The organism is Algoriphagus sp., assembly GCF_029254265.1.
In the GTDB taxonomy this organism is placed as follows: Bacteria; Bacteroidota; Bacteroidia; order Cytophagales; family Cyclobacteriaceae; genus Algoriphagus.
The window spans coordinates 16,819-37,331 of the sequence record NZ_JAQWXX010000082.1; the positions used below are offsets into that span (position 1 = coordinate 16,819).

Consider the following 20,513-nt stretch of genomic DNA (forward strand, 5'->3'; position numbering starts at 1 on the left):
AAGGCCCGATTTCCCTTGGAATACTTAACTTTGTATACTATGAATGAGCGATACATGCAGCGCGGCGTCTCCGCTTCCAAAGAAGATGTACATCAGGCCATTTCCAAGCTGGATAAAGGTCTTTTTCCAAAAGCTTTTTGCAAGATCGTAGAAGACACCCTTGGCAATGATCCGGACTATTGCAATATCATGCATGCAGATGGAGCAGGGACCAAGTCTTCACTTGCGTACTTGTACTGGAAAGAAACCGGTGACCTGAGTGTCTGGAAAGGAATAGCACAGGATGCGATCATCATGAATACCGACGACTTACTTTGCGTTGGTGCGATCAATAATATTTTAGTCTCCTCTACCATCGGGAGAAATAAAAATTTGATCCCGGGTGAAGTTATCTCAGCGATCATAGAAGGCACAGAAGAAGTCCTTCAGATGCTTCGTGATAAAGGAGTAAATGCAGTGCTTACAGGTGGAGAAACTGCCGATGTAGGCGATTTAGTACGGACGATCATCGTTGACAGCACGGTTACCTGCCGAATGCGAAGAGATGAAGTCATCTCAAACGACAAAATTCAAGGTGGTGATGTGATCGTCGGGTTGTCTTCTTTTGGTCAGGCTAACTACGAAACTCAATACAACGGAGGAATGGGCTCAAACGGACTCACCTCTGCCCGTCATGATGTATTCAACAAAGTTTTGAAGACAAAATACCCTGAATCTTTTGATCCGGCAGTTCCAGAAAGTCTAGTCTATTCTGGGAAATATAATCTAACCGACCCAGCTCCAGGCGCCCCGGTAGATATGGGGAAATTAGTTCTCTCGCCTACTCGAACCTATGCACCTATCATGGTGGATGTATTAAACTACATGCGAGGACACGTACATGGATTGGTTCATTGCTCAGGTGGCGCACAAACCAAAGTGCTTCACTTTGTAGATAACGTTCATGTGATCAAGGACAATCTATTCGAGACTCCTCCTCTTTTCAAAATCATTCAAGAAGAAAGCAAAACCGACTGGAAAGAAATGTATAAAGTCTTCAATATGGGTCACCGGATGGAGATTTATCTGGATGAGCGCTATGCTGAAGAAATCATTGACATCGCTGAATCTCACGGAGTGGAAGCTCAAATCATTGGTCGAGTAGAGCCGCATACAGGTAAAAAAGTAACCATTCAGAGCGAATACGGTAAATTTGAATACTAATTGATGGATTGGAAATCTATTGGTAAAAAAGCACTAAAAGCATTCGTATGGATGTTTTTAGTGCTTTTTGCTTTAGCGATCATTCTCCTTACTTCAGTAGACAGAAGTCCTATAGAGGATCAGGAATTCTACTCTGAGACTTTAGCACGATTGGAGAATATGCCAATTCAGGGGAATACGGGTGATACTTGGCTTGCCGGCTGGGCAAAGGCAAACATGACACCTGAGGAACCTGTTGACTTGGTTGGCTATGCACCAAGAGGGCCCTATGAGTTTGTACAGGATAGCAGTTTTGTAAAAGCGCTGACACTAAGCAATGGAAAAACTCAGATCGCCTGGCTCAATTTTGAACTGTTGATCGTCCATCCTTTCTTGGCTAAATCAATTCAAGATGGGGTAAGTAAAGCAAATCTTTCGATTGATCAGTTAAACTTCACTGCTACCCATACCCATTCTGGAATGGGGGGCTATATGCCCGGACCTTTGGGGGAATTAGCTTTTGGTGGTTTTAATCAGGAAACGGTAGATCTAATGGTTTCTAAAAGCATTGAAGCTTTGAAAAAAGCGATTTCCGCCCAAGACACTGTTTCCATTTCCTTTCGGAAAGCAGACGCTGGGGCTTTTGTGGCCAATCGCTTTATCAAAGATGATCCTATTGATCCTTTTGTACGACAATTAATTTTCTCCAAAAAAGATGGGAAGAAAGCTACTTTTCTGACCTACTCTGCCCATGCGACCACGATGAGCTCCAAGTTTATGGGATTATCGGGGGATTATCCATTTTACTTAATGCAGGCACTAGAGGTAAATGAATTTGATTTTGCACTTTTTGCAGCAGGGACTGTTGGAAGTCATCGCCCTCTTTCGTTTGGAAATACTCCAGAATTAGTCACTGAATATGCCACAGCTCTGGACTCTACCATACGAAATCACATGAGCCAATCCGACACTATCAATCGTAAAGAAATTGGATTTGGACGATTGGACATTTCGCTTCGGGAACCGCATTTGCGGATTTCTGACAATATTCGGATTCGTCCTTGGTTATTCAACTATTTACTTGGCGATACCAATCCACATTTGGATTTCACTCTTATCGGGAATACTTTAATCATTGGATCTTCAGGTGAATTGTCAGGGGTTTTTTATGAAAAATGGGAAAAAGCTGCTCGCGCAAAAGGGCTAAATCTCATCATCACCACTTTCAACGGTGGATACATCGGTTACATCACCCCTGATCATTTGTATGACGAGCACTTCCATGAAGTCCGGGAAATGAATTGGTATGGGCCCGGAAATGGGAATTATTTTGATGCGATGATTGAAGGAATCATTGAAAAAGTCAACTAGCAGCGCTTACCCAAAGTTGAGCTCGAATCCAGCCTTTTCTTTTCTTCATTTCGTCCACTTTCTGAAATCCAGCCTTTCCAAACGCTTCTTCATAATCAGGAACATCTGTCCTTTGATGCTGCGTGAAAACCCGAAAGAAAACTAGCATTGAAGAATGAATTGTTCGTTGCACATTTGACTGAGGTTTGAAAAAGTCAGCCAAATAGATTTTTGAATGTGGTTTCAATACTTTTTTGATCTCCAATAGAAATTGCTCCAATTCGAAATCAGGGAATGTATCCAATACAAAATGAAGCCAAATCTCATCAAACTGATTCTTCGGGTTTGATCTGAAATCACCTAAGTGAAAAGTGAGCTTACTTTGTGCCAGATTTTTTTTGGCTTTGCGAAGCATCGCCTCTGAAAGCTCCCAATATTCCCCTTCCAAATCAGATTGAAATTCTCGATAATCCAGTCCATCTCCACCTCCGATGATCAGGATTTTTTTCTGATACAGATTCGATACAAACCGAATTTTCAAATCATTCAAATCATTTCCAAAAACCAATTTGGATAGAAAGGAATAAAACGGGGCAATAAAACTGTAAAAATCTTTCACTAGATTAAAGGAATAGAATAAACTCCAAAATTCCTTTTTATGAAAAATATTTTTAAAACTATCGGAGGACTTCGCCAACTCTTAGCTTCCGTGGACCTAGAACAAATCTCCAAACTATCCCAAAAAGTGGACCTCTCAAAAATGGTTGGGCTGGTCTCACAGATGAGTGAAGAGGATCTTTCCAAAATGATGGGGATGCTCAAAGGTGGAAGCAAACCAAAAGTAATTCCACAGATCAATGGCGACTTTTATGAGTTGGGAAAAAGTCTGCCAAATCATGAGCGAGAAATTCAGCTTCGGGTGCGGGAATTTATGGAGCGGGAAATCAAACCGATTGCAAATGATTATTGGAATCGAGGGGAATTTCCCATGCAGATTATACCGAAAATGGCTGAGCTTGACATTGCCGGATTAACTTATCAAGGGTATGGTTGCCCGGGGCATTCCGCACTTTTAGAAGGATTTGTAGCTATGGAAATGGCTCGGATCGACACCTCAATTTCAACCTTCTTTGGGGTGCAAAGTGGATTGGCTATGGGTTCAATTTACCTCTGTGGCTCAGAAGCTCAAAAACTGGAATGGCTTCCAAAGATGCAAAAACTGGAGAAAATAGGTGCCTTTGGATTGACCGAACCAGAAGTGGGTTCTGGTGTTGCAGGAGGATTGACGACCACATGCAAGAGAGAAGGGGATGTTTGGATTCTCAATGGACAGAAGAAATGGATCGGGAATGCCACCTTCTCAGATATGACTATTATCTGGGCAAGAGATCTGGAAGATCAGCAAGTGAAAGGTTTTATCGTCCGAAAAGGAAACCCGGGATTCTTAGCAGAAAAACTGGAAGATAAAATGGCCCTCCGTACCGTTCAAAATGCTTTGATCACTTTAACAAATTGTGAGGTACCCGAAACAGACCGGCTTCAGGAGGCCAACTCCTTTAAGGATACTGCAAAAGTCCTTCGCATGACCCGAGCTGGCGTGGCTTGGCAGGCTGTGGGTTGCGCACGTGGAGCGTATGAGTTGGCTTTGGCCTACACTAACGAGCGAAAGCAGTTTGGCAGGCCTATCGCTTCCTTTCAACTGGTGCAAGATATGCTGGTGACTATGCTTGGAGATCTTACCGCTATGCAAACGATGGTATTTCGTTTGTCAGAAATGCAAGATGCAGACCTGCTTAAGGATGAACATGCCTCGCTAGCCAAGGTATTTTGTACTCTTCGAATGCGGTCTATTGTGGATCATTCTCGAGAATTATTCGGTGGCAATGGAATCTTACTTCGACATGATATCGCACGATTCGTGGCAGACGCGGAGGCGGTCTATAGTTATGAAGGCACCAAGGAAATCAACTCCTTAATTGTCGGGCGAGCGATTACTGGGCACAGCGCATTTGTCTAAAGAAAATACAAAACGAGCGGAAGCATGAAAATTGCTTCTGTTCGCATTCTTACATGCTCTGCACTAAGCTTTGGATTGAAAAAAGCGAGATAATGCACTAGCCCCATCACTACTAAAATACAGGCAAAAGGCCGATAGAAAGAGGGGAAAAGTATAAAACAAGCAAGTCCCAGGATCAAGAAAAGAAAACAGGCTCGTCGGATCAACTCGATAAAACTAATCGGGGAAAATAGCTGTGCGGCAGAAGCAAATCCTGCTTCCTCATCTTGTTTTCGATCCAAATGAGATAGAATCAGGAGATTTATCAAAGCCAATAAAATATAGGCTCCTAAAAATGCCCAACTATTCCAGTTTAGATCAATTGCATCAACTCGCAGAAGAGGAATCCAAGCAATTCCGAGAACATAGAAAATCGCAATACTTATTTCTTTGGCCCAAACCATGCTTTTCCCTGCTTTCCGAATCAAAGTCATACTTGCCAGAATAAGCCCGCCAAGTACCAAGCTCCAGATCAACTCTATACTTGATCCAAAAATTTGGTAAGCCAACCCAAGTCCTACAACTAAAAAAAGGACCAATATCACACTTAAGACTTTACTATTTCTCAAATGAAATTGATGTCTTGGAGAAAGGTTGGCTTCAGTTTTCTTTCGGCTATCCAGCAAGTGATCCGCTGTATAAATGCTCCAAACCGCCATCCCCAAAAGTAAATAAATGGCTCCACCGAGTTCAACCCGAAGCAATTTTGAAAAAAATACTGCCCCAGCAATAGCACCAAACACTACATCCATTGAAAGCCAGGAAAATCGAAGGTAGAGTTTACTCAAAAGGTTCATAGGTATTCTTTGTAGGTCAACTTTCCAGCTTTATAAATTTGAACTGAACTTAGGATTTTTTTTATTAGTTTGATCCGAAATCGTTTCAGTAGACAGATTTCATTTCTCCGCAATAACCTAAAAACCTATGAAAAATCTCAAACTTACCTTTGCCTTTCTTCTAATAGCTACTTTTTCTTTTGCACAAGCGCCAATAAAAGTCGCATGTGTAGGAAATAGCATCACTCAAGGTCCAGGAAGAGACAATCCAGATAGCTATCCGCTTCAGATGCAAGCCATCTTAGGCGATGACTATCAAGTGGGTAATTTCGGGGTTAGTGGTCGAACCTTGCTTCGCAAAGGGGACTTTCCGTACTGGAATGAGCCACAATTTCAGGAGGTCAAAGATTTTGCAGCGGATGTTCTGATCATCATGCTCGGCACGAACGATTCCAAACCACAGAACTGGAAATTCGCTTCCGAGTTCAGACAGGATTACTTGGATATGATTCACGAATTCAAGAAAACCATGCCTGTAGACGGTAAAGTCTATGTAATCCTTCCAGTACCGGTAACTCGGGTGAATTTTGGTATTACGCCCGATGTCATGAATAATGAGCAGCGACTGATGCTAATTGATATCGCTCACGAAAGCGGTTCAGAATTGATCGATCTATATACCCCATTTATGGGAAAAGAAGACTTGCTTCCTGACGGCGTTCATCCAAATACCGAGGGGTTGGGAATTATGGCGAGGGTGATTGCGAGAGCAATTCGGTTGTAAAGACTAAAAGGGTGGTAGTCAAAATCAAAAAACCACCCTTATTTTTCATTAATAAACCAAACTTGCTTCCATTCTTCTCCGAAAGCATCATTGGCCTGAGGAACTCCAGGAGTACTCCTTCCATCTTCGATGTACTTGGTCAATAATAGGCGAAGCTCTTCCACCTTATTAGGCTCAGTAGCCCCAAGGTTATTCTTTTCTCCTGGGTCGGAAGCTAAGTTATAAAGCTGGAAATCCGGAAGATTCACTTCCGCAGGATCTCCCGGTCTTGGAAAACTCCAGCCTCCGGAACCCTTCGCTAGGATGAGCTTCCAATCTCCTTTGCGTATCGCGAAATTCCCTTCTACCGAATGAAAAACTGTTGCCTCTCGAAATGCAATTGATTTCTTTTCAAAATCAAATAACGGTACAAGGGAATAGCTGTCCTCCCCTTCTGAATCAACAATGGAATAATCAACAATATCAGCAGCTGTGGCAAAAAAGTCCGCAATAGAAATCGTTTCGTCTCGAACAGTACCTGCCTTAATTTTAGCAGGCCATTTGGCGATAAAGGGAACTCGGTGACCTCCTTCATAGATGTCCGCCTTATGTCCCCGAAAATGCGCACTTGGAAAATGGCCCATTTCAACCAGCTTATCAAATCCTGCAGCCGGGGAGCATCCATTATCGCTCATGAAAATGACCAGCGTATTTTCATCAATTCCGGCAATTTTCAAAGTTTGATTTATCCTTCCAATGTAATCGTCTATCATCATCATAAAATCTCCATAAGGAAGCATTTTGCTTTTTCCCTGCCATTCTATTGGGGGTAAGATAGGCGTGTGCGGTGAGGGCAATGCGAGGTAAAGAAAAAATGGCTTCTCTTGAAGGGCATGAGTTTCGATGTATTCAATCGATCGCTCAAAGAAATTTGGTGTGACTTCTTCATGGATAAAATCTGGTGAAGTTGGACCTTCCCTCCACCAAGAATATTCTCCTTCATCGATGGTTACTTTATCTGGAATTTTAGTGACATTTCCATTCTCTACATAAACATACGGAGCCATGTCAAGTGACCCTGCATGACCATAAGCATAATCAAATCCTAATTCATTCGGACCGTTGGCTACTGGTTTTGCAAAATCAATCTGATCAAAATCAGATGAGTTCCAGCCTCCATCTACAAACTCAGTACTTTCCTTTATGCCCCAATCCCAACCCAAATGCCATTTTCCAATAAAGGCAGTTTCATAACCTTTTGACTTCAATAGCGACGCTACCGTAGTCCGGGTTTTGGGAATAAGCGCTTTTGATTTTCCTGTCAGCACGCCACTTTTCAAGCTACTTCGCCAATTATATCTACCTGTCAACAAAGCATATCGTGTAGGGGTACATACCGAAGAGGTGGTGTGAGCATCGGTAAATCTCATTCCCTCAGAGGCTAATTGATCAAGATTAGGAGTGGGAATTTTACTTGCTGAATTAAAGGACTTGATATCTCCATAACCCAAATCATCTGCTAAAATAAAGATGATATTTGGTGATTTTATCTCAGCGGGCTTTGGCGCACATGCTCCATAAAATAAGACCAAGATCAAAAATGAAAGGAGTTTGGAGACATTCTTCATAGCGTAGCAAAATGAGTCCAATCAAATTACTGATAAATTGGGAAAAATCACTTTTCGCCAAAAAACAAAAAACCACAATCCTTGCGAATTGTGGTTTAGAAATTAGGGCTATTGTAATTACTTTCCGCCAAGTGCTTCTGCACCTGCGACGATTTCTAGAATTTCATTGGTAATTGCTGCCTGACGACTTCTGTTATAAAGCAATCTAAGCTCTTTCAATAAGTCACCTGCATTTTCTGTCGCTTTGTCCATCGCAGTCATTCTTGCACCATGTTCAGAAGCATTGCTTTCCAATACCGCTTTATAAAACTGAATTTTCAATGACGTAGGAACCAACTCCTCAATAATATAAGCTCTTGAAGGCTCCAAGATATAATCGGCTTCAACAGTCTTTACTTCATCAGTTTCAGCATTTGCCATTGGCAAAAATTGCTCTGTCTGAATGATTTGAGTGGCGACGTTTTTGAATTCGTTGAAAACCAAAACTACTTGATCGTATTCACCCTCCAAGAATGCATTCATTGCATACTCAGCAGCAGCTCTTACATTATCAAATGTTAGGTCTCCAAAAACTTGGTAAAAGTCAGGTATTACAGCGAAATCACGTTTCTTAAATGACTCATAAGCTTTTTTACCTAATGGTAAAATTGTAATCTCCTTGCCGGCGAATTGCCCTGCAATAGAGGCATTACAAGCCTTGATGACATTTGAATTGAAAGCGCCGCAAAGTCCTTTATCCGAAGTCACTGGTACGATGAGTACCTTATTGACCTCTCGCTTTTCAGCATAGACGATATCTGCTGCTCCTTCTGAAGCTGCGGAAACGTTATTCAGGATTTGAGTCAACTTCTGAGAGTATGGACGCATCTGTGTGATTTTGTCCTGTGCTCTTCTGAGTTTAGCTGCGGAAACCATTTTCATGGCCTTTGTAATCTGCTGTGTAGAGACTACTGAGGTGATCCGTTGCTTTACTTCCTTAAGGTTAGCCATCAGTGAATGCTTTGTACTTGGTATAAAAACCCAGGAGGTGTTATACTCCCGGATTCATTTCAATTATTTCGCGTATTTAGGAGCTAATTCTGCAGCAGCAGTAGCCAAAATCTTTCCTGCTCCGTCGATATCACCCTTAAGGATCAATGTCAATGCTTCAGGATAAGTTGACTCCAATAATGTGTAGAATTCTTTTTCGAATGCTCTAGCTTTCTCCACTGGAACAGAATCCATCAAACCTTTTGTCGAAGCATAGATGATCGCCACTTGGTTTGCTACAGAGACTGGAGAATACTGAGGCTGCTTCAAGATCTCTTGGTTTCTTCTACCTCTTTCGATTGTACGCTTAGTAGTCGCATCAAGGTCAGAACCAAACTTAGAGAATGCTTCCAATTCACGGAACTGAGCTTGATCAAGCTTCAAAGTACCCGCTACTTTCTTCATTGATTTGATCTGTGCGTTACCACCTACTCGAGATACGGAGATACCCACGTTGATCGCTGGACGAATACCTGAGTTGAACAGGTTTGTCTCCAAGAAGATCTGACCGTCAGTAATAGAGATCACGTTAGTCGGGATGTAAGCAGAAACGTCACCAGCTTGAGTCTCAATGATTGGAAGTGCAGTAAGTGATCCACCACCTTTTACCAATGGTCTCAATGAATCAGGAAGATCGTTCATCTGCTGAGCGATTTTATCTGATTTATTGATTTTTGCGGCTCTTTCAAGCAATCTTGAGTGAAGGTAGAATACGTCACCTGGATATGCTTCACGTCCCGGAGGTCTTCTCAAAAGCAAAGAAACTTCACGGTAAGCTACTGCTTGCTTAGAAAGGTCATCATAAACTACCAATGCAGGACGACCTGTATCACGGAAAAATTCACCAATCGCAGCACCAGTAAATGGAGCAAAGAACTGCATTGGAGCAGGATCTGCAGCAGATGCAGCCACAATAACAGTATAAGGAAGAGCACCACCTTTTTCAAGAGCCGCAACAACGTTAGCTACAGTAGAAGCTTTCTGACCAATTGCAACGTAGATACAGAAAACGGGCTCGCCTTTATCGTAAAATTCTTTTTGGTTGATGATCGCATCAATTACCACAGCAGTTTTACCTGTCTGACGATCACCGATTACAAGCTCTCTTTGACCACGTCCGATTGGAATCATGGCATCAATTGACTTGATTCCAGTTTGAAGAGGCTCGGTTACTGGCTGACGATAAATTACACCAGGAGCTTTACGCTCAAGTGGCATTTCATATAAGTCACCAGTAATAGGTCCTTTTCCATCAATTGGATTACCAAGAGTATCAACAACTCGACCAAGCATTCCTTCTCCTACCATAAGAGAAGCAATTTTCTTAGTTCTTTTTACCGTATCACCTTCTTTGATTTCTTTTGAATCACCAAAAAGTACGGCTCCGACATTGTCTTCTTCAAGGTTCAGAACCATTGCTTTCAAACCATTGTCGAATTCGAGCAATTCACCGGCTTGCGCCTTGGAAAGTCCATAGATACGAGCTACACCATCCCCCACTTGAAGGACTGTACCCACCTCTTCTAGTTCCGCGGCTGTTCTTGTTCCTGAGAGCTGCTCTCTCAAAATTGCCGAAACTTCATCTGGTCTTACTTCTGCCATGATATCGTAGATTAATGCTTTTTAATTAGATTTTACTTTCGTAATGATTCTCGCTAAACTCTGCTTTCAAAATTCTCAGCTTAGAGCTAAGTGACTCGTCTAATTGACGGTCATTTACTTTTAAAATATAGCCACCGATCAAATCTGGATTAATTTTCTCCACGAGTTGAACTGTTTCCATACCTGAGATTTCCTTTACCACCTCCAAGAATTGCTTTCTCAATTTTTCGTCGATGGCAAAAGTTGTAGTCAATTCAGCTACCTGAATTGATTTATGAATATTGTATTGGTTTTCAAACTCTTTCGCTACATCTACTAAGATATTTTCTCTGCCTTTTCTTGAGACAATCTCAAAAAAGGTAAGTGTCATCTTTTGTGCGCCTGTAGCATAAAGGGCATTAAGAACTTTCAATTTTTTTTCTGAGGAGATAATCGGATTATTCAGCAAAAGCGTAAGATCACGATTCCCCTTAGCCATGGAAGAAAGCTTTACAAAATCAGCATGCACTTCTTCAAGGATTCCCTTTTCCAAGGAAAGTTCCATGATAGATTTTGCATACCGGTGAGCTACTCTATGATTTGACATGGAGTGAATTAATTAAGCTTAAGTTCGTTTACAAATCCATCAACAAGCTCTTTTTGAGCTTTGTCATCCGATAGATTCTTTCTCAATAATTTCTCTGTTATCTCAAGGGAAAGTGTTGCAACCTGAGTTTTGACATCTGCCAACGCAGCTTTCTTTTCAGTTTCAATCACTGCTTTTGCGTTGGCGATCATTTGAGCTCCAACTTTAGTAGCATCATCTTTTGCCTCTTCGATCATCTTTATAGAAGCATCCTGCGCTTTTTTGAGGATAATATCTCTCTCAAGTCTAGCTTCAGCTAACAACTTTTCATTTTCAGCTTTAAGGTTAGCCATTTCATTTCTAGCAGTTTCTGCAGACTTCAATGCATTCTCAATGCTACTTTCTCTTTCTTCAAGTGCCTCTAGCATAGGCTTCCAAGCAAACTTAATCAGAATGAATAGAAGGCCTAAAAAGCCAAATAATTGCCAGAAAATAAGACTGGTACCTGGTGTGATTAAATCCATGGTTTATAATTTTATTTCAGATTGTTCAATAAACTAAAGAAAAGGGAAAGGCCTAACGCCAATCCCTTTCCAAGATTAATTATGCGATCCCCGCGATGTTTAGCGCGATCAACAAACAGATAACTGCTGCAAATAGGGAAACCACCTCGATTAAGGCAGCAATGATCAACATTGCACCCTGGATCTTTCCAGCAGCTTCAGGCTGGCGAGCAATAGCTTCCATAGCCTGTCCACCAATACGACCGATACCTAGGCCTGCGCCAATCGCAACAATACCTGCACCGATTCCAGCTCCCATTAGAGCATAACCAGCAGTCAACAAGATAATAGTTAACATAACATTTTATTTATATAATTGAACAAAGAAATTCCTACTCTTAATGATGATCGTCATGCGCGTGCTCCGCTACTGCTGAGCCAATGTACATCGCTGAAAACAGCGTAAATACATAAGCCTGAATAGTAGCTACTAACAATTCGATCAGGTTTATAAAGGTAACCATCAAGGTACTTGCGATACCAATGGTGATCGATTCGAAGATAAATGCCAAGGCAATAAAGCCTAAGATTACAATGTGTCCTGCAGTGATCGCGACGAATAGTCGAACCATCAAGGCAAAAGGTTTGGTGAATAAACCGATAATTTCTACCGGAACGATGATCAAAAGCATTGCCGGTGGCACACCAGGCGTCATGAAGACGTGCTTCCAATAATCTTTATTTCCATTAACATTGGTAATAATAAAGGTCAATACCGCTAGCACCATTGTGACTGCGATATTCCCTGTCATGTTTGCTGCCCCAGGAATCAATCCAAGAAGGTTACCAAACCAAACAAACAAGAATAATGTAATAAGGTATGGAACAAATCGCTTGTACTGTGGTCCAATTGATTTTTGAGCAATCTCATCTCTTACAAAAATCACAATAGGTTCGATGATTGCTGCTGCTCCTTTTGGAGCTACAGCACCATGCTTCTTATAATGTCCGGCTGCAGATAAAGCGAACCAACCCACAAAGATCAAAACAATAAAAAGCATGACCACATTTTTGGTAATCGAAAATTCTATGAAACTAGCCCCATCAACTCTTCCCAAATGATCATGCTCGTCAATGAAGTAACCTTCATGAGCATATTCTTCTCCGAAAAGATGAGTATCATGATTTTGGAAATTTGAAGAGCTGAAAAACTCTAAACCTCTGTCTCCTGAATATACTATAACCGGTAGAGGCAAAGTCACGTGTGTATGACCAAAAGTGGCGAAATGCCACTCGTGAGAGTCTTTTACGTGGTGCATGATGAAGCTTGTCTTATCTTCTTCTCCACCTGCAGCTATTGAATTGCCGGAAAAACCTAGCAAAAATGCTGAAATTAAAAGACTTAGTACCAGTATATTACGCGTCATCAACTCTAAATTTTGAGGGCTACTTCGAAATCGGGCGCAAGTTAGACAGAAAGGCGTAGATATCAAAAACTAAGTAGAACAAAAAAATAATAAAGAAATCTGCGATAAACAAAATAATATTCTCCATTCCGGGCCAAACGGCTATCCCAATAAAGACCAATGTCCCAATAAATCTCAAAATCATTGCTAAAACCATGATCTGAAAGAAATTTTCTCCAAATGATTTTAATAAAAAGCTATTAAGTAAACTGATTAAAAATGAAAAAATCGAAAGGAAAAAGAAGATATTCCATATTTTTTCATGAACTACAACGGGAAAAATCCACGTCAAAAGCCAGATCAAAACCGCAATTATTAAAGAAAAAAGAAGAAATCGAATATGACTGTTTTTCGGGAGCACCATTGTTACCAATTTAGAATGCAAAATTAAGGCAATTTTAGAATATCACTTATTATCCTGCTTCATAGACATCCAGAGTTGGTAAAAGGCCATTCCAACGGATAGAAAAGAGAATAACAAAAGCCAAACTGGAAATTTCATTTCACTTTTTTGCTGAATCCACCATCCAAACCAAGTACCGGTTCCTATAACTCCGAATAATTGGAAAGAAAGACCAATGTATTTTACATATATAGGAGTTCCGTTTGATTTCTTTTTTTCTCCAGTTTCTTTCATTTCAATTTCATTGTATGCTCTGTTAGATAAAACTGCTCAATCAAAAATACTCCATTTCTAACCGAGGAAATAAACTAACCCAATTTTCGTTCGCTAAGTAAGTCAAAAAACCTATTTTGGTACTCAATTTGGGAATAGTCATTCATGAAGAAGTTTTCGGTAGTAGCGTTTGGAGTATTATTTTTTGCGGCAGCATGCTCTTCCGAACGTAATACGTTTACTAATAGAACTTTTCATAATCTAACTGCCCACTACAACGCGTATTATCTTGCAGATGTAAAGCTTAAAGAAGTAGAGGCAGAGATCGTATTAAATTATAAAGAAGACTACACTCAGGTGCTACCCGTCTTTATTCCAATTGACTCGGCGTCAATTCAAGCTAATCAGGAAAAGCTCCAATCTTCTCGGGAGTTGGCATCAAAAGCTATCGAATGGCATAAAATAAGTAAATGGGTAGATGATAGTTATTACCTATTAGGGAAGATTGATTACTACCAATCACACTTTGATGACGCGCAGAATACGTTTAAATACGTCAATGTAAACTCTAAGGATGATGATGTTCGACATAAGACGCTTATCACATTATTGAAACTTTACGTCGATTTGGGTGAGATAGAAAAAGCAAACTTCACTATTGATTACCTCTCCAAAGAATCTGAAATATCTGATGAAAACCGATATGAGCTTTATCGAACCTTAGCCTATTATTACGAATCACGTCAGGACAAAAACGGAATTATTGGGGCATTGGATAAGGCGCTAGAATATGCCGTGGATAAAAAAGAAGAGTCTCGAATCAATTTCATCTTAGCTCAGCGCTATCAGCGCATTGGACTTGATGCTCTTGCCTATGATTATTACAAAAAAGCACTAGACGGCAACCCTCCCTATGAAAGGAGCTTCTTTGCGCAGCTCTATGCGCAGCAAGTAGCCGAGCTCAATGCTTCCAAAGACTTAAAAAAGGTCCGAAATTATTACGAGGATCTATATAAGGACCCTAAAAATAGAGATCTAAAAGACGTTGTGATTTATGAGCGTGCCTTATTTGAGGAGAAACAAGGTGACACTGAATTGACCCTATACTTACTTCACCAAGCGGCCAAAGAACCAGGAAGCAATCCAAGACTGAAAGGATATATCTATCAAAAACTCGCTGAAATCAATTTGGAGCAGTTTAAAGACTACCGGTCTACTAAATATTATTTGGATTCTGCATTGACATTCATCAATACAACTGATCCTGTTGCACTTCAAATTCAGGAACAAAAAATATCTTTAGACAATTATGTATTTCATTTCGAACGAATCGAAAAGAATGACAGCTTGATTACGCTAGCCAAAATGTCTCCTGAAGACCAACGTTTAGTCGCAGAAAACTTTATCAAATCAGAAGAAGAACGACTCATGGCCGAAGCTAAAGCTGCCGAAAAACCAAAAAACACAAGTCTCTTTGACAACCTTCTTGCTTTTAGTGATAGGGGCTCAGGATCATCTACCTTCTACTTTGATAATGGAGTAGCAATGCAACAAGGTGCGATAGAGTTTAGAAAAACATGGGGTACCCGACCACTACAAGATAATTGGAGACGGAGCGCAGTTAGTTTTCAAAGCTCCACCCCTACAATTCCTGAACCATCAGAAAATGATTCAACGGCCTTGGATAGTGAAAACAATCCTTTAAGCAATCTTCCAGATCTAGAATCTCTGCTTTCAGAAATCCCTAACAGTCCGGATCAATTGAATGAGTTGAATCTGCAGCTTGAAGAATCCTATTTCGAATTGGGAAAATTACTTTATTTCAATCTTGATGAAGTTCAACAAAGTGTTAACAATCTTGAAACCTTAGTAAGGTTATATCCAGGATCAAGTCGTAAACCTGAAGCGTATTATTTATTATACCTAAGTCAAAAAGATCTTGGAGGAAATTCACAACAATATGTGACGCGCTTGAACCGTGAATTCCCAAGTTCTCAATATACTTTCTCTGTGAATAATCCGCAGGCTGCTTCAGGCAACATGGCTTACTTAGAATCCTCCCAAAGGTATCAGAAAGCCTATGAAGCCTATTATTCGGGTCAATATCAGACTACCAAGGAACTTATTCAATCTACACTCGAAGAATATCCATTAACTCGAAATACCGAACGACTGATCTTACTTGACATCATGGTTACGGGTAAAACAGAAAGTCGAGCATTCTATCGGGAGCGATTGGAAGCCTATATTCTCAACTCTCAGGATGAGGCATTGAAAGAATTGGCAAAGAATATGCTTAACCCTTTACTATCCGATGAGGAGCTGGCTGCATTGAATCCCAAAAAACTGGAAATAAGTGATTCTACAGCACTTGCAGGTGAAGAAGTAAAAGAATTGGAGGATCCGATTGATTTAGCAGTTTCACCTTTTAAAATCAACAACTCTCAAACGCATATCTTTGTGGTTGCGATGAGTCCGAGTGAAGCGGAGGAGGCAAAAAATTTACTTGGTGATTTGGAGAATTTTCATGCAAAGAATTTCTCTAATTCAAGATTAAGAACGGGAAATATGAATATGAATCGGGAAAATGCGATTTACATTATCAGCCCATTCTCAAACGCAGAAAAAGCCTTAGATTATTTCAACATCTTCCAAAAAGATTTTGAATCTGAGGGAATGTCAGCTGAGGTAAAAGGAAATTCCTTCTTTATTTCGATAGAGAATTTCCAAGTGCTAAACAAAAGTAAAAATCTGGAAGAATACAGGGCTTTTTTTAAGTCCGTTTATAAGTAAACTATGAGTAAAGCTATTAAACCAAAAGGCACAACGTGGGTATCCAAAGTAGTAAAATACATTTGGATCGCATTTGTAGCTGGTTTTTTTGGATTCATCCTATTTGTCTGGATGATCAGTGTCAATTTTCTTGGATTATTCGGCACCCTTCCGGACTTCAAAGCATTAGAGAATCCAGATTCAGAAATTGCTTCTGGATTATATTCAGCGGATGGAGTTCTATTAGGAACTTATTATCGAGAAAACAGAAGCCCTATTAAATACGAAGATCTCTCTCCAAACTTGGTAAATGCACTTATTTCAACTGAAGATGTTCGTTTTAATGAACATTCTGGGATTGATATGACTGCCATGATACGTGTTTTTGTGAAGTCAATTATTCTAGGTCAAGATGCTGGTGGAGGATCAACTCTAAGTCAACAAACAGCCAAAAATTTATTCAAAACTAGAACTGATGAAAATCAAGGAGTTCTAAGTTCCATTCCTGGACTTCGTATGTTAATCATCAAAACCAAAGAATGGATCGTCGCAACTCAACTTGAGAAAGCGTACACCAAAAATGAAATCCTTACACTTTATCTGAACACCTCGGAGTTTGGATCGAATGCTTATGGAATCAAAACTGCCTCTGAGACTTTTTTCAACAAAAAACCCTCTGACTTGGCCGTGCAAGAAGCCGCTGTCTTGGTGGGACTTTTCAAAGCTCCAACTTATTACAGCCCGGTTTATAATCCTGATAATTCACTTAGGCGAAGAAACACCGTGTTGTACCAAATGGTGAAAAATGATCATTTGACTGAGGAAGAGTTCGATTCCCTTTCAGCTTTGCCTATTGAATTAGACTATAGCGTAGCCAATCAAAACAAAGGTCTGGCAACTTACTTTAGAGAAATTGTTAAATCTGACTTGCTACAATGGACAAAAGAAAACCTAAAGTCAGACGGTTCAGCCTACGATCTTTACGGTGATGGGCTGAAAATTTACACCACAGTAGATAGCCGAATGCAACGCTATGCAGAGGAAGCAGTTGATGAGCACATGAGATCACTGCAGAATGCATTTTATAAAGAAATGGGAAATCGCGATCCTTGGGTGGATGGGGATAATCGTATCATCCCGAATTTCATCGAAGATGCTGTTAAAAGAACTGAGGCTTATCGACTTTTGAAAATCAGATTTGGCAATGACACTGATTCTATCAATTTGAAATTGAATGAAAAAAAGCGAATGTCTGTCTTCTCATGGGAAAAAGGAGAAATTGACACGCTGATGAGTACCATGGATTCCATGAGGTATTACAAGAAATTCCTTCAGACTGGATTTATGAGTATGGATCCTCATACTGGTAAAATTAAAGCATGGGTAGGTGGATTGGATCATAAGTATTTCAAGTTTGATCATGTGAAGCGAGGTAAAAGACAACCAGGATCAACATTCAAACCTTTCGTATATGCCGCTGCTATCGAAAATGGTTACAGTCCTTGTTATTCAGTAATTGACCAGCCTGTAGAAGTATATATACCGGGTCAACCTGCTTGGAGTCCTGCCAATGCAAATGGGAAGTTTACCTATGAAAAAATGACCATCCGTAAAGCAATGGCTCAATCGGTCAACTCGGTGACTGCTTATATGATGAAAAAACTAAGCCCAAAAATCGTGGTTGAGACTGCTCGAAGATTGGGTGTGACCAGTGACTTAGAAGAGGTACCTTCATTGGCTCTAGGAGTTAATGATGTGTCAATTTTCGAAATGGTGGGAGCTTTTGGAACTTTTGTAAATAAAGGAGAACATACTACCCCATTCTATATTGACCGGATTGAGGATAAGAATGGAAATGTGATTCAGCAATTCACAGCTAAAAAACGTCCAGCGATGAGTGAGGAGCACGCCTATTTAATGACCTACATGCTACGAGGTGGCTTTGAAGAGGAACAAGGTACTAGCCAAGGTGTGCCATATGCTTTAAGAGAAGGAAATGAGTTAGGTGGTAAAACAGGAACTACTCAGAACGCTTCAGACGGATGGTATATGGGTATAAGCAAGGATTTGGTAAGTGGAACTTGGGTTGGTGGGGATGACCGTGCAATTCACTTTAGGAGCTGGACTTCAGGGCAAGGCGGAAGAACAGCAAGACCTATTTGGGTAAAGTATATGGAGAAAGTATATGCTGACAAAAGCTTGGGGTACACTAAAGGCCCTTTTCCAAGGCCGGAGCGACCACTAAGTATCGAGATTGACTGTGACGTTTATGAAAAAGAAAGTCAGCGCTTTGCGGACTTTGATTATGACGCCAAGAAAAACGATTTCTAAAACACAAAAAATACTCTTTTTAAAACAGCCTTAATCCAAGGCTGTTTTTTTTAATTTTAGACCATGCAATCATCTTCCTATCTTCCAAGTGAGCATTTGAATCTTCCAGATCAACCGGGAGTTTATAAGTATTTCAATGAAGAAGATGATCTTATCTATGTAGGAAAAGCGAAAAGCCTTAAAAAGCGAGTTAGTAGCTATTTCAACAAAAATTCCGGGGTAAATCTTAAAACTCGGAGAATGGTGAAAGAGATCAGAAAGATTGAAATCACTATCGTCAATAGTGAGCTTGATGCCCTACTTTTAGAAAATAACTTAATTAAAAAATCACAACCGAAGTACAATATCTTACTTCGAGATGACAAAACATACCCCTACCTTTTGGTAACCAAAGAAAATTTTCCGCGGATATTTCAGACAAGGAAATTGATTCCAAAACGTGGAACCTACTACGGCCCTTTTGCAAGTGTAAAGGCCATGAATAATGTGTTGGACTTAATCAGAGAACTATTTACTATCAGAACCTGCAAACTTGATCTCTCGCCCTATAAGATTGCAGAAGACAAATACAAAGTATGCCTTGAGTATCATATCGGAAATTGCCAGGGACCATGTGTGGGCCTTCAAAAAGAGCAGGAATATTTGAAAGATTTAGAACAGGCGAAGCATATCTTAAGAGGTAATCTAGGACAGGCTAAAACATTTTTCAAACAAGAGATGCAGTTCCATGCTGAAAATCTTGAGTTTGAAAAGGCACACAAGCTCAAGGAAAAACTAGAACTCCTCGAAAAGTATCAATCCAAATCACTGGTAGCAAGTCCCTCTATCAAAAATCTGGATGTTTGTACAATTGTCAGCGATGAAAATACAGCATATGTAAATTACATGCGCGTAAAAAATGGGACTTTGATCACTTCCAAAAATGTTGAATTGAAAAAAAGACTGGATGAAACAGAAGAAGAGTTGCTAATAACAGCACTTATTCGGCTTCAAGATCAATTCAACAGTGATGCCGATGAAGTCCTGCTTAATATTGAATTAACAGAACCAATTGAGGGTCTAAATGTAAACACTCCAAAAATCGGAGATAAGAAAAAACTTATTGAATTATCCCATAAGAACGCCTTATTCTACAAAAAGGAAAAAGCATTGCTTATCGGCTTGAACCAAGACAAAAAAGACAGAGTCATTAAGCAATTGAAGGAGGATTTAAGCCTTCAAGAAGTTCCTGATCACATTGAATGCTTTGACAATTCAAATATACAGGGGACTAACCCCGTAGCCAGCATGGTCTGTTTTTTAAATGGAAAGCCTGCCGTAAAAGAATATCGGCATTACCATATCAAAACGGTAGAAGGGCCCAATGACTTTGCAAGCATGAAGGAGATCGTTGGGAGACGCTATAAAAGACTTTTGGAAGAAGGTAAACCAATGCCAAAGTTAGTCGTGATCGATGGCGGAAAAGGGCAACTTTCATCAGCCGTAGAAGCTTTACAAGAATTAGGAGTTTACGGTCAAATGCCGATTATTGGTATAGCAAAAAGACTGGAAGAAATATACTTCCCGGGAGATTCCTACCCCATTCATATCGATAAAAAATCAGAGAGTCTAAGACTATTACAGCGAATTCGAGATGAAGCTCACAGATTTGCAATTACATTTCATCGAAACGTGAGAAGCAAAAATGCTTTTGGAACTCAATTGACAGCTATACCTGGTATTGGAGAAAATACAGCTGATAAGCTCTTAAGTCATTTCAAGTCAGTAAAGAAGATCAGTCAAGCAACTGAAGAAGAAATTGCAAGTATTATTGGCCCTAGTAAAGCAAGGGGTCTATTTGAATGGAAAGAAAAAAATAAAGGGGCTTAAAAAGC

18 protein-coding genes are annotated in these 20,513 nt (G+C 40.2%); 8 read left to right on the top strand and 10 right to left on the bottom strand.

Annotated features, from left to right (window positions below; translation table 11 throughout):
* Positions 1-39: 39 nt before the first annotated feature.
* The gene (locus P8O16_RS12230; protein ID WP_300315218.1) at positions 40-1,203 is read left to right on the top strand and encodes an AIR synthase related protein; all 1,164 of its coding nucleotides are present in this window, start codon (positions 40-42) and stop codon (positions 1,201-1,203) included.
* 3 nt (positions 1,204-1,206) lie between these two features.
* The gene (locus P8O16_RS12235; RefSeq protein WP_300315221.1) at positions 1,207-2,553 is read left to right on the top strand and encodes a neutral/alkaline non-lysosomal ceramidase N-terminal domain-containing protein; all 1,347 of its coding nucleotides are present in this window, start codon (positions 1,207-1,209) and stop codon (positions 2,551-2,553) included.
* Here P8O16_RS12235 and P8O16_RS12240 read toward each other — a convergent pair.
* Positions 2,546-3,151 (bottom strand): class I SAM-dependent methyltransferase, encoded by a 606-nt coding sequence (locus P8O16_RS12240; protein ID WP_300315224.1) that lies wholly within the window; start codon positions 3,149-3,151, stop codon positions 2,546-2,548. The genes P8O16_RS12235 and P8O16_RS12240 overlap by 8 nt on opposite strands.
* Positions 3,152-3,190: 39 nt before the next feature.
* Between P8O16_RS12240 and P8O16_RS12245 the strand changes: the two genes are divergently transcribed.
* On the top strand, positions 3,191-4,549 hold the full coding sequence (locus P8O16_RS12245; RefSeq protein WP_300315227.1) for an acyl-CoA dehydrogenase family protein: 1,359 nt from the start codon (positions 3,191-3,193) through the stop codon (positions 4,547-4,549).
* Here P8O16_RS12245 and P8O16_RS12250 read toward each other — a convergent pair.
* Positions 4,546-5,376, bottom strand: a complete 831-nt coding sequence (locus P8O16_RS12250) for a hypothetical protein (protein ID WP_300315230.1) — start codon at positions 5,374-5,376, stop codon at positions 4,546-4,548. The two genes, P8O16_RS12245 and P8O16_RS12250, sit on opposite strands and share 4 nt — an antisense overlap.
* Before the next feature lie 136 nt (positions 5,377-5,512).
* Between P8O16_RS12250 and P8O16_RS12255 the strand changes: the two genes are divergently transcribed.
* Positions 5,513-6,148 carry a GDSL-type esterase/lipase family protein gene (locus P8O16_RS12255; protein ID WP_300315232.1) on the top strand — a complete coding sequence of 212 codons (636 nt, stop codon included), beginning with the start codon at positions 5,513-5,515 and terminating at the stop codon, positions 6,146-6,148.
* 38 nt (positions 6,149-6,186) lie between these two features.
* Here P8O16_RS12255 and P8O16_RS12260 read toward each other — a convergent pair whose 3' ends face one another.
* The 7 genes from P8O16_RS12260 to atpB all read right to left on the bottom strand — a co-directional run bounded on the left by P8O16_RS12260 (position 6,187) and on the right by atpB (position 12,881).
* Positions 6,187-7,755 carry an arylsulfatase gene (locus P8O16_RS12260; protein WP_300315235.1) on the bottom strand — a complete coding sequence of 523 codons (1,569 nt, stop codon included), beginning with the start codon at positions 7,753-7,755 and terminating at the stop codon, positions 6,187-6,189.
* A 117-nt stretch (positions 7,756-7,872) separates the two neighbouring features.
* On the bottom strand, positions 7,873-8,745 hold the full coding sequence (atpG, locus tag P8O16_RS12265) for an ATP synthase F1 subunit gamma (RefSeq protein WP_075349088.1): 873 nt from the start codon (positions 8,743-8,745) through the stop codon (positions 7,873-7,875).
* 63 nt (positions 8,746-8,808) lie between these two features.
* A complete protein-coding gene (atpA, locus tag P8O16_RS12270; RefSeq protein ID WP_300315239.1) occupies positions 8,809-10,386 on the bottom strand; it encodes a F0F1 ATP synthase subunit alpha in 1,578 nt (525 codons plus the stop codon).
* A gap of 25 nt (positions 10,387-10,411) precedes the next feature.
* The gene (gene atpH, locus P8O16_RS12275; RefSeq protein WP_300315242.1) at positions 10,412-10,972 is read right to left on the bottom strand and encodes an ATP synthase F1 subunit delta; all 561 of its coding nucleotides are present in this window, start codon (positions 10,970-10,972) and stop codon (positions 10,412-10,414) included.
* 8 nt (positions 10,973-10,980) lie between these two features.
* The gene (locus tag P8O16_RS12280) at positions 10,981-11,475 is read right to left on the bottom strand and encodes a F0F1 ATP synthase subunit B (protein WP_300315245.1); all 495 of its coding nucleotides are present in this window, start codon (positions 11,473-11,475) and stop codon (positions 10,981-10,983) included.
* A gap of 79 nt (positions 11,476-11,554) precedes the next feature.
* Positions 11,555-11,812 carry an ATP synthase F0 subunit C gene (atpE, locus tag P8O16_RS12285; RefSeq protein WP_075349084.1) on the bottom strand — a complete coding sequence of 86 codons (258 nt, stop codon included), beginning with the start codon at positions 11,810-11,812 and terminating at the stop codon, positions 11,555-11,557.
* Between the two features lie 40 nt (positions 11,813-11,852).
* The gene (gene atpB / locus P8O16_RS12290; protein WP_300315250.1) at positions 11,853-12,881 is read right to left on the bottom strand and encodes a F0F1 ATP synthase subunit A; all 1,029 of its coding nucleotides are present in this window, start codon (positions 12,879-12,881) and stop codon (positions 11,853-11,855) included.
* 258 nt (positions 12,882-13,139) lie between these two features.
* On the opposite strand from atpB, the gene P8O16_RS12295 reads away from it, so the two are divergent.
* Entirely contained in the window at positions 13,140-13,298 is a 159-nt protein-coding gene (locus P8O16_RS12295; RefSeq protein ID WP_300315253.1) for a hypothetical protein, read from the top strand.
* A gap of 28 nt (positions 13,299-13,326) precedes the next feature.
* On the opposite strand, the gene P8O16_RS12300 is transcribed toward P8O16_RS12295, so the two are convergent.
* Positions 13,327-13,557, bottom strand: coding sequence for an AtpZ/AtpI family protein (locus P8O16_RS12300; protein WP_300315256.1), 231 nt, complete (start codon positions 13,555-13,557; stop codon positions 13,327-13,329).
* Between the two features lie 144 nt (positions 13,558-13,701).
* Between P8O16_RS12300 and P8O16_RS12305 the strand changes: the two genes are divergently transcribed.
* The 3 genes from P8O16_RS12305 (at position 13,702) to uvrC (ending at position 20,508) form a co-directional block, all read left to right on the top strand.
* The gene (locus P8O16_RS12305; RefSeq protein ID WP_300315258.1) at positions 13,702-16,329 is read left to right on the top strand and encodes a gliding motility protein; all 2,628 of its coding nucleotides are present in this window, start codon (positions 13,702-13,704) and stop codon (positions 16,327-16,329) included.
* A gap of 3 nt (positions 16,330-16,332) precedes the next feature.
* Positions 16,333-18,639, top strand: coding sequence for a transglycosylase domain-containing protein (locus P8O16_RS12310; RefSeq protein WP_300315261.1), 2,307 nt, complete (start codon positions 16,333-16,335; stop codon positions 18,637-18,639).
* Between the two features lie 63 nt (positions 18,640-18,702).
* Positions 18,703-20,508 (top strand): excinuclease ABC subunit UvrC, encoded by a 1,806-nt coding sequence (gene uvrC, locus P8O16_RS12315; protein WP_300315264.1) that lies wholly within the window; start codon positions 18,703-18,705, stop codon positions 20,506-20,508.
* The last annotated feature ends 5 nt before the right edge of the window (positions 20,509-20,513 follow it).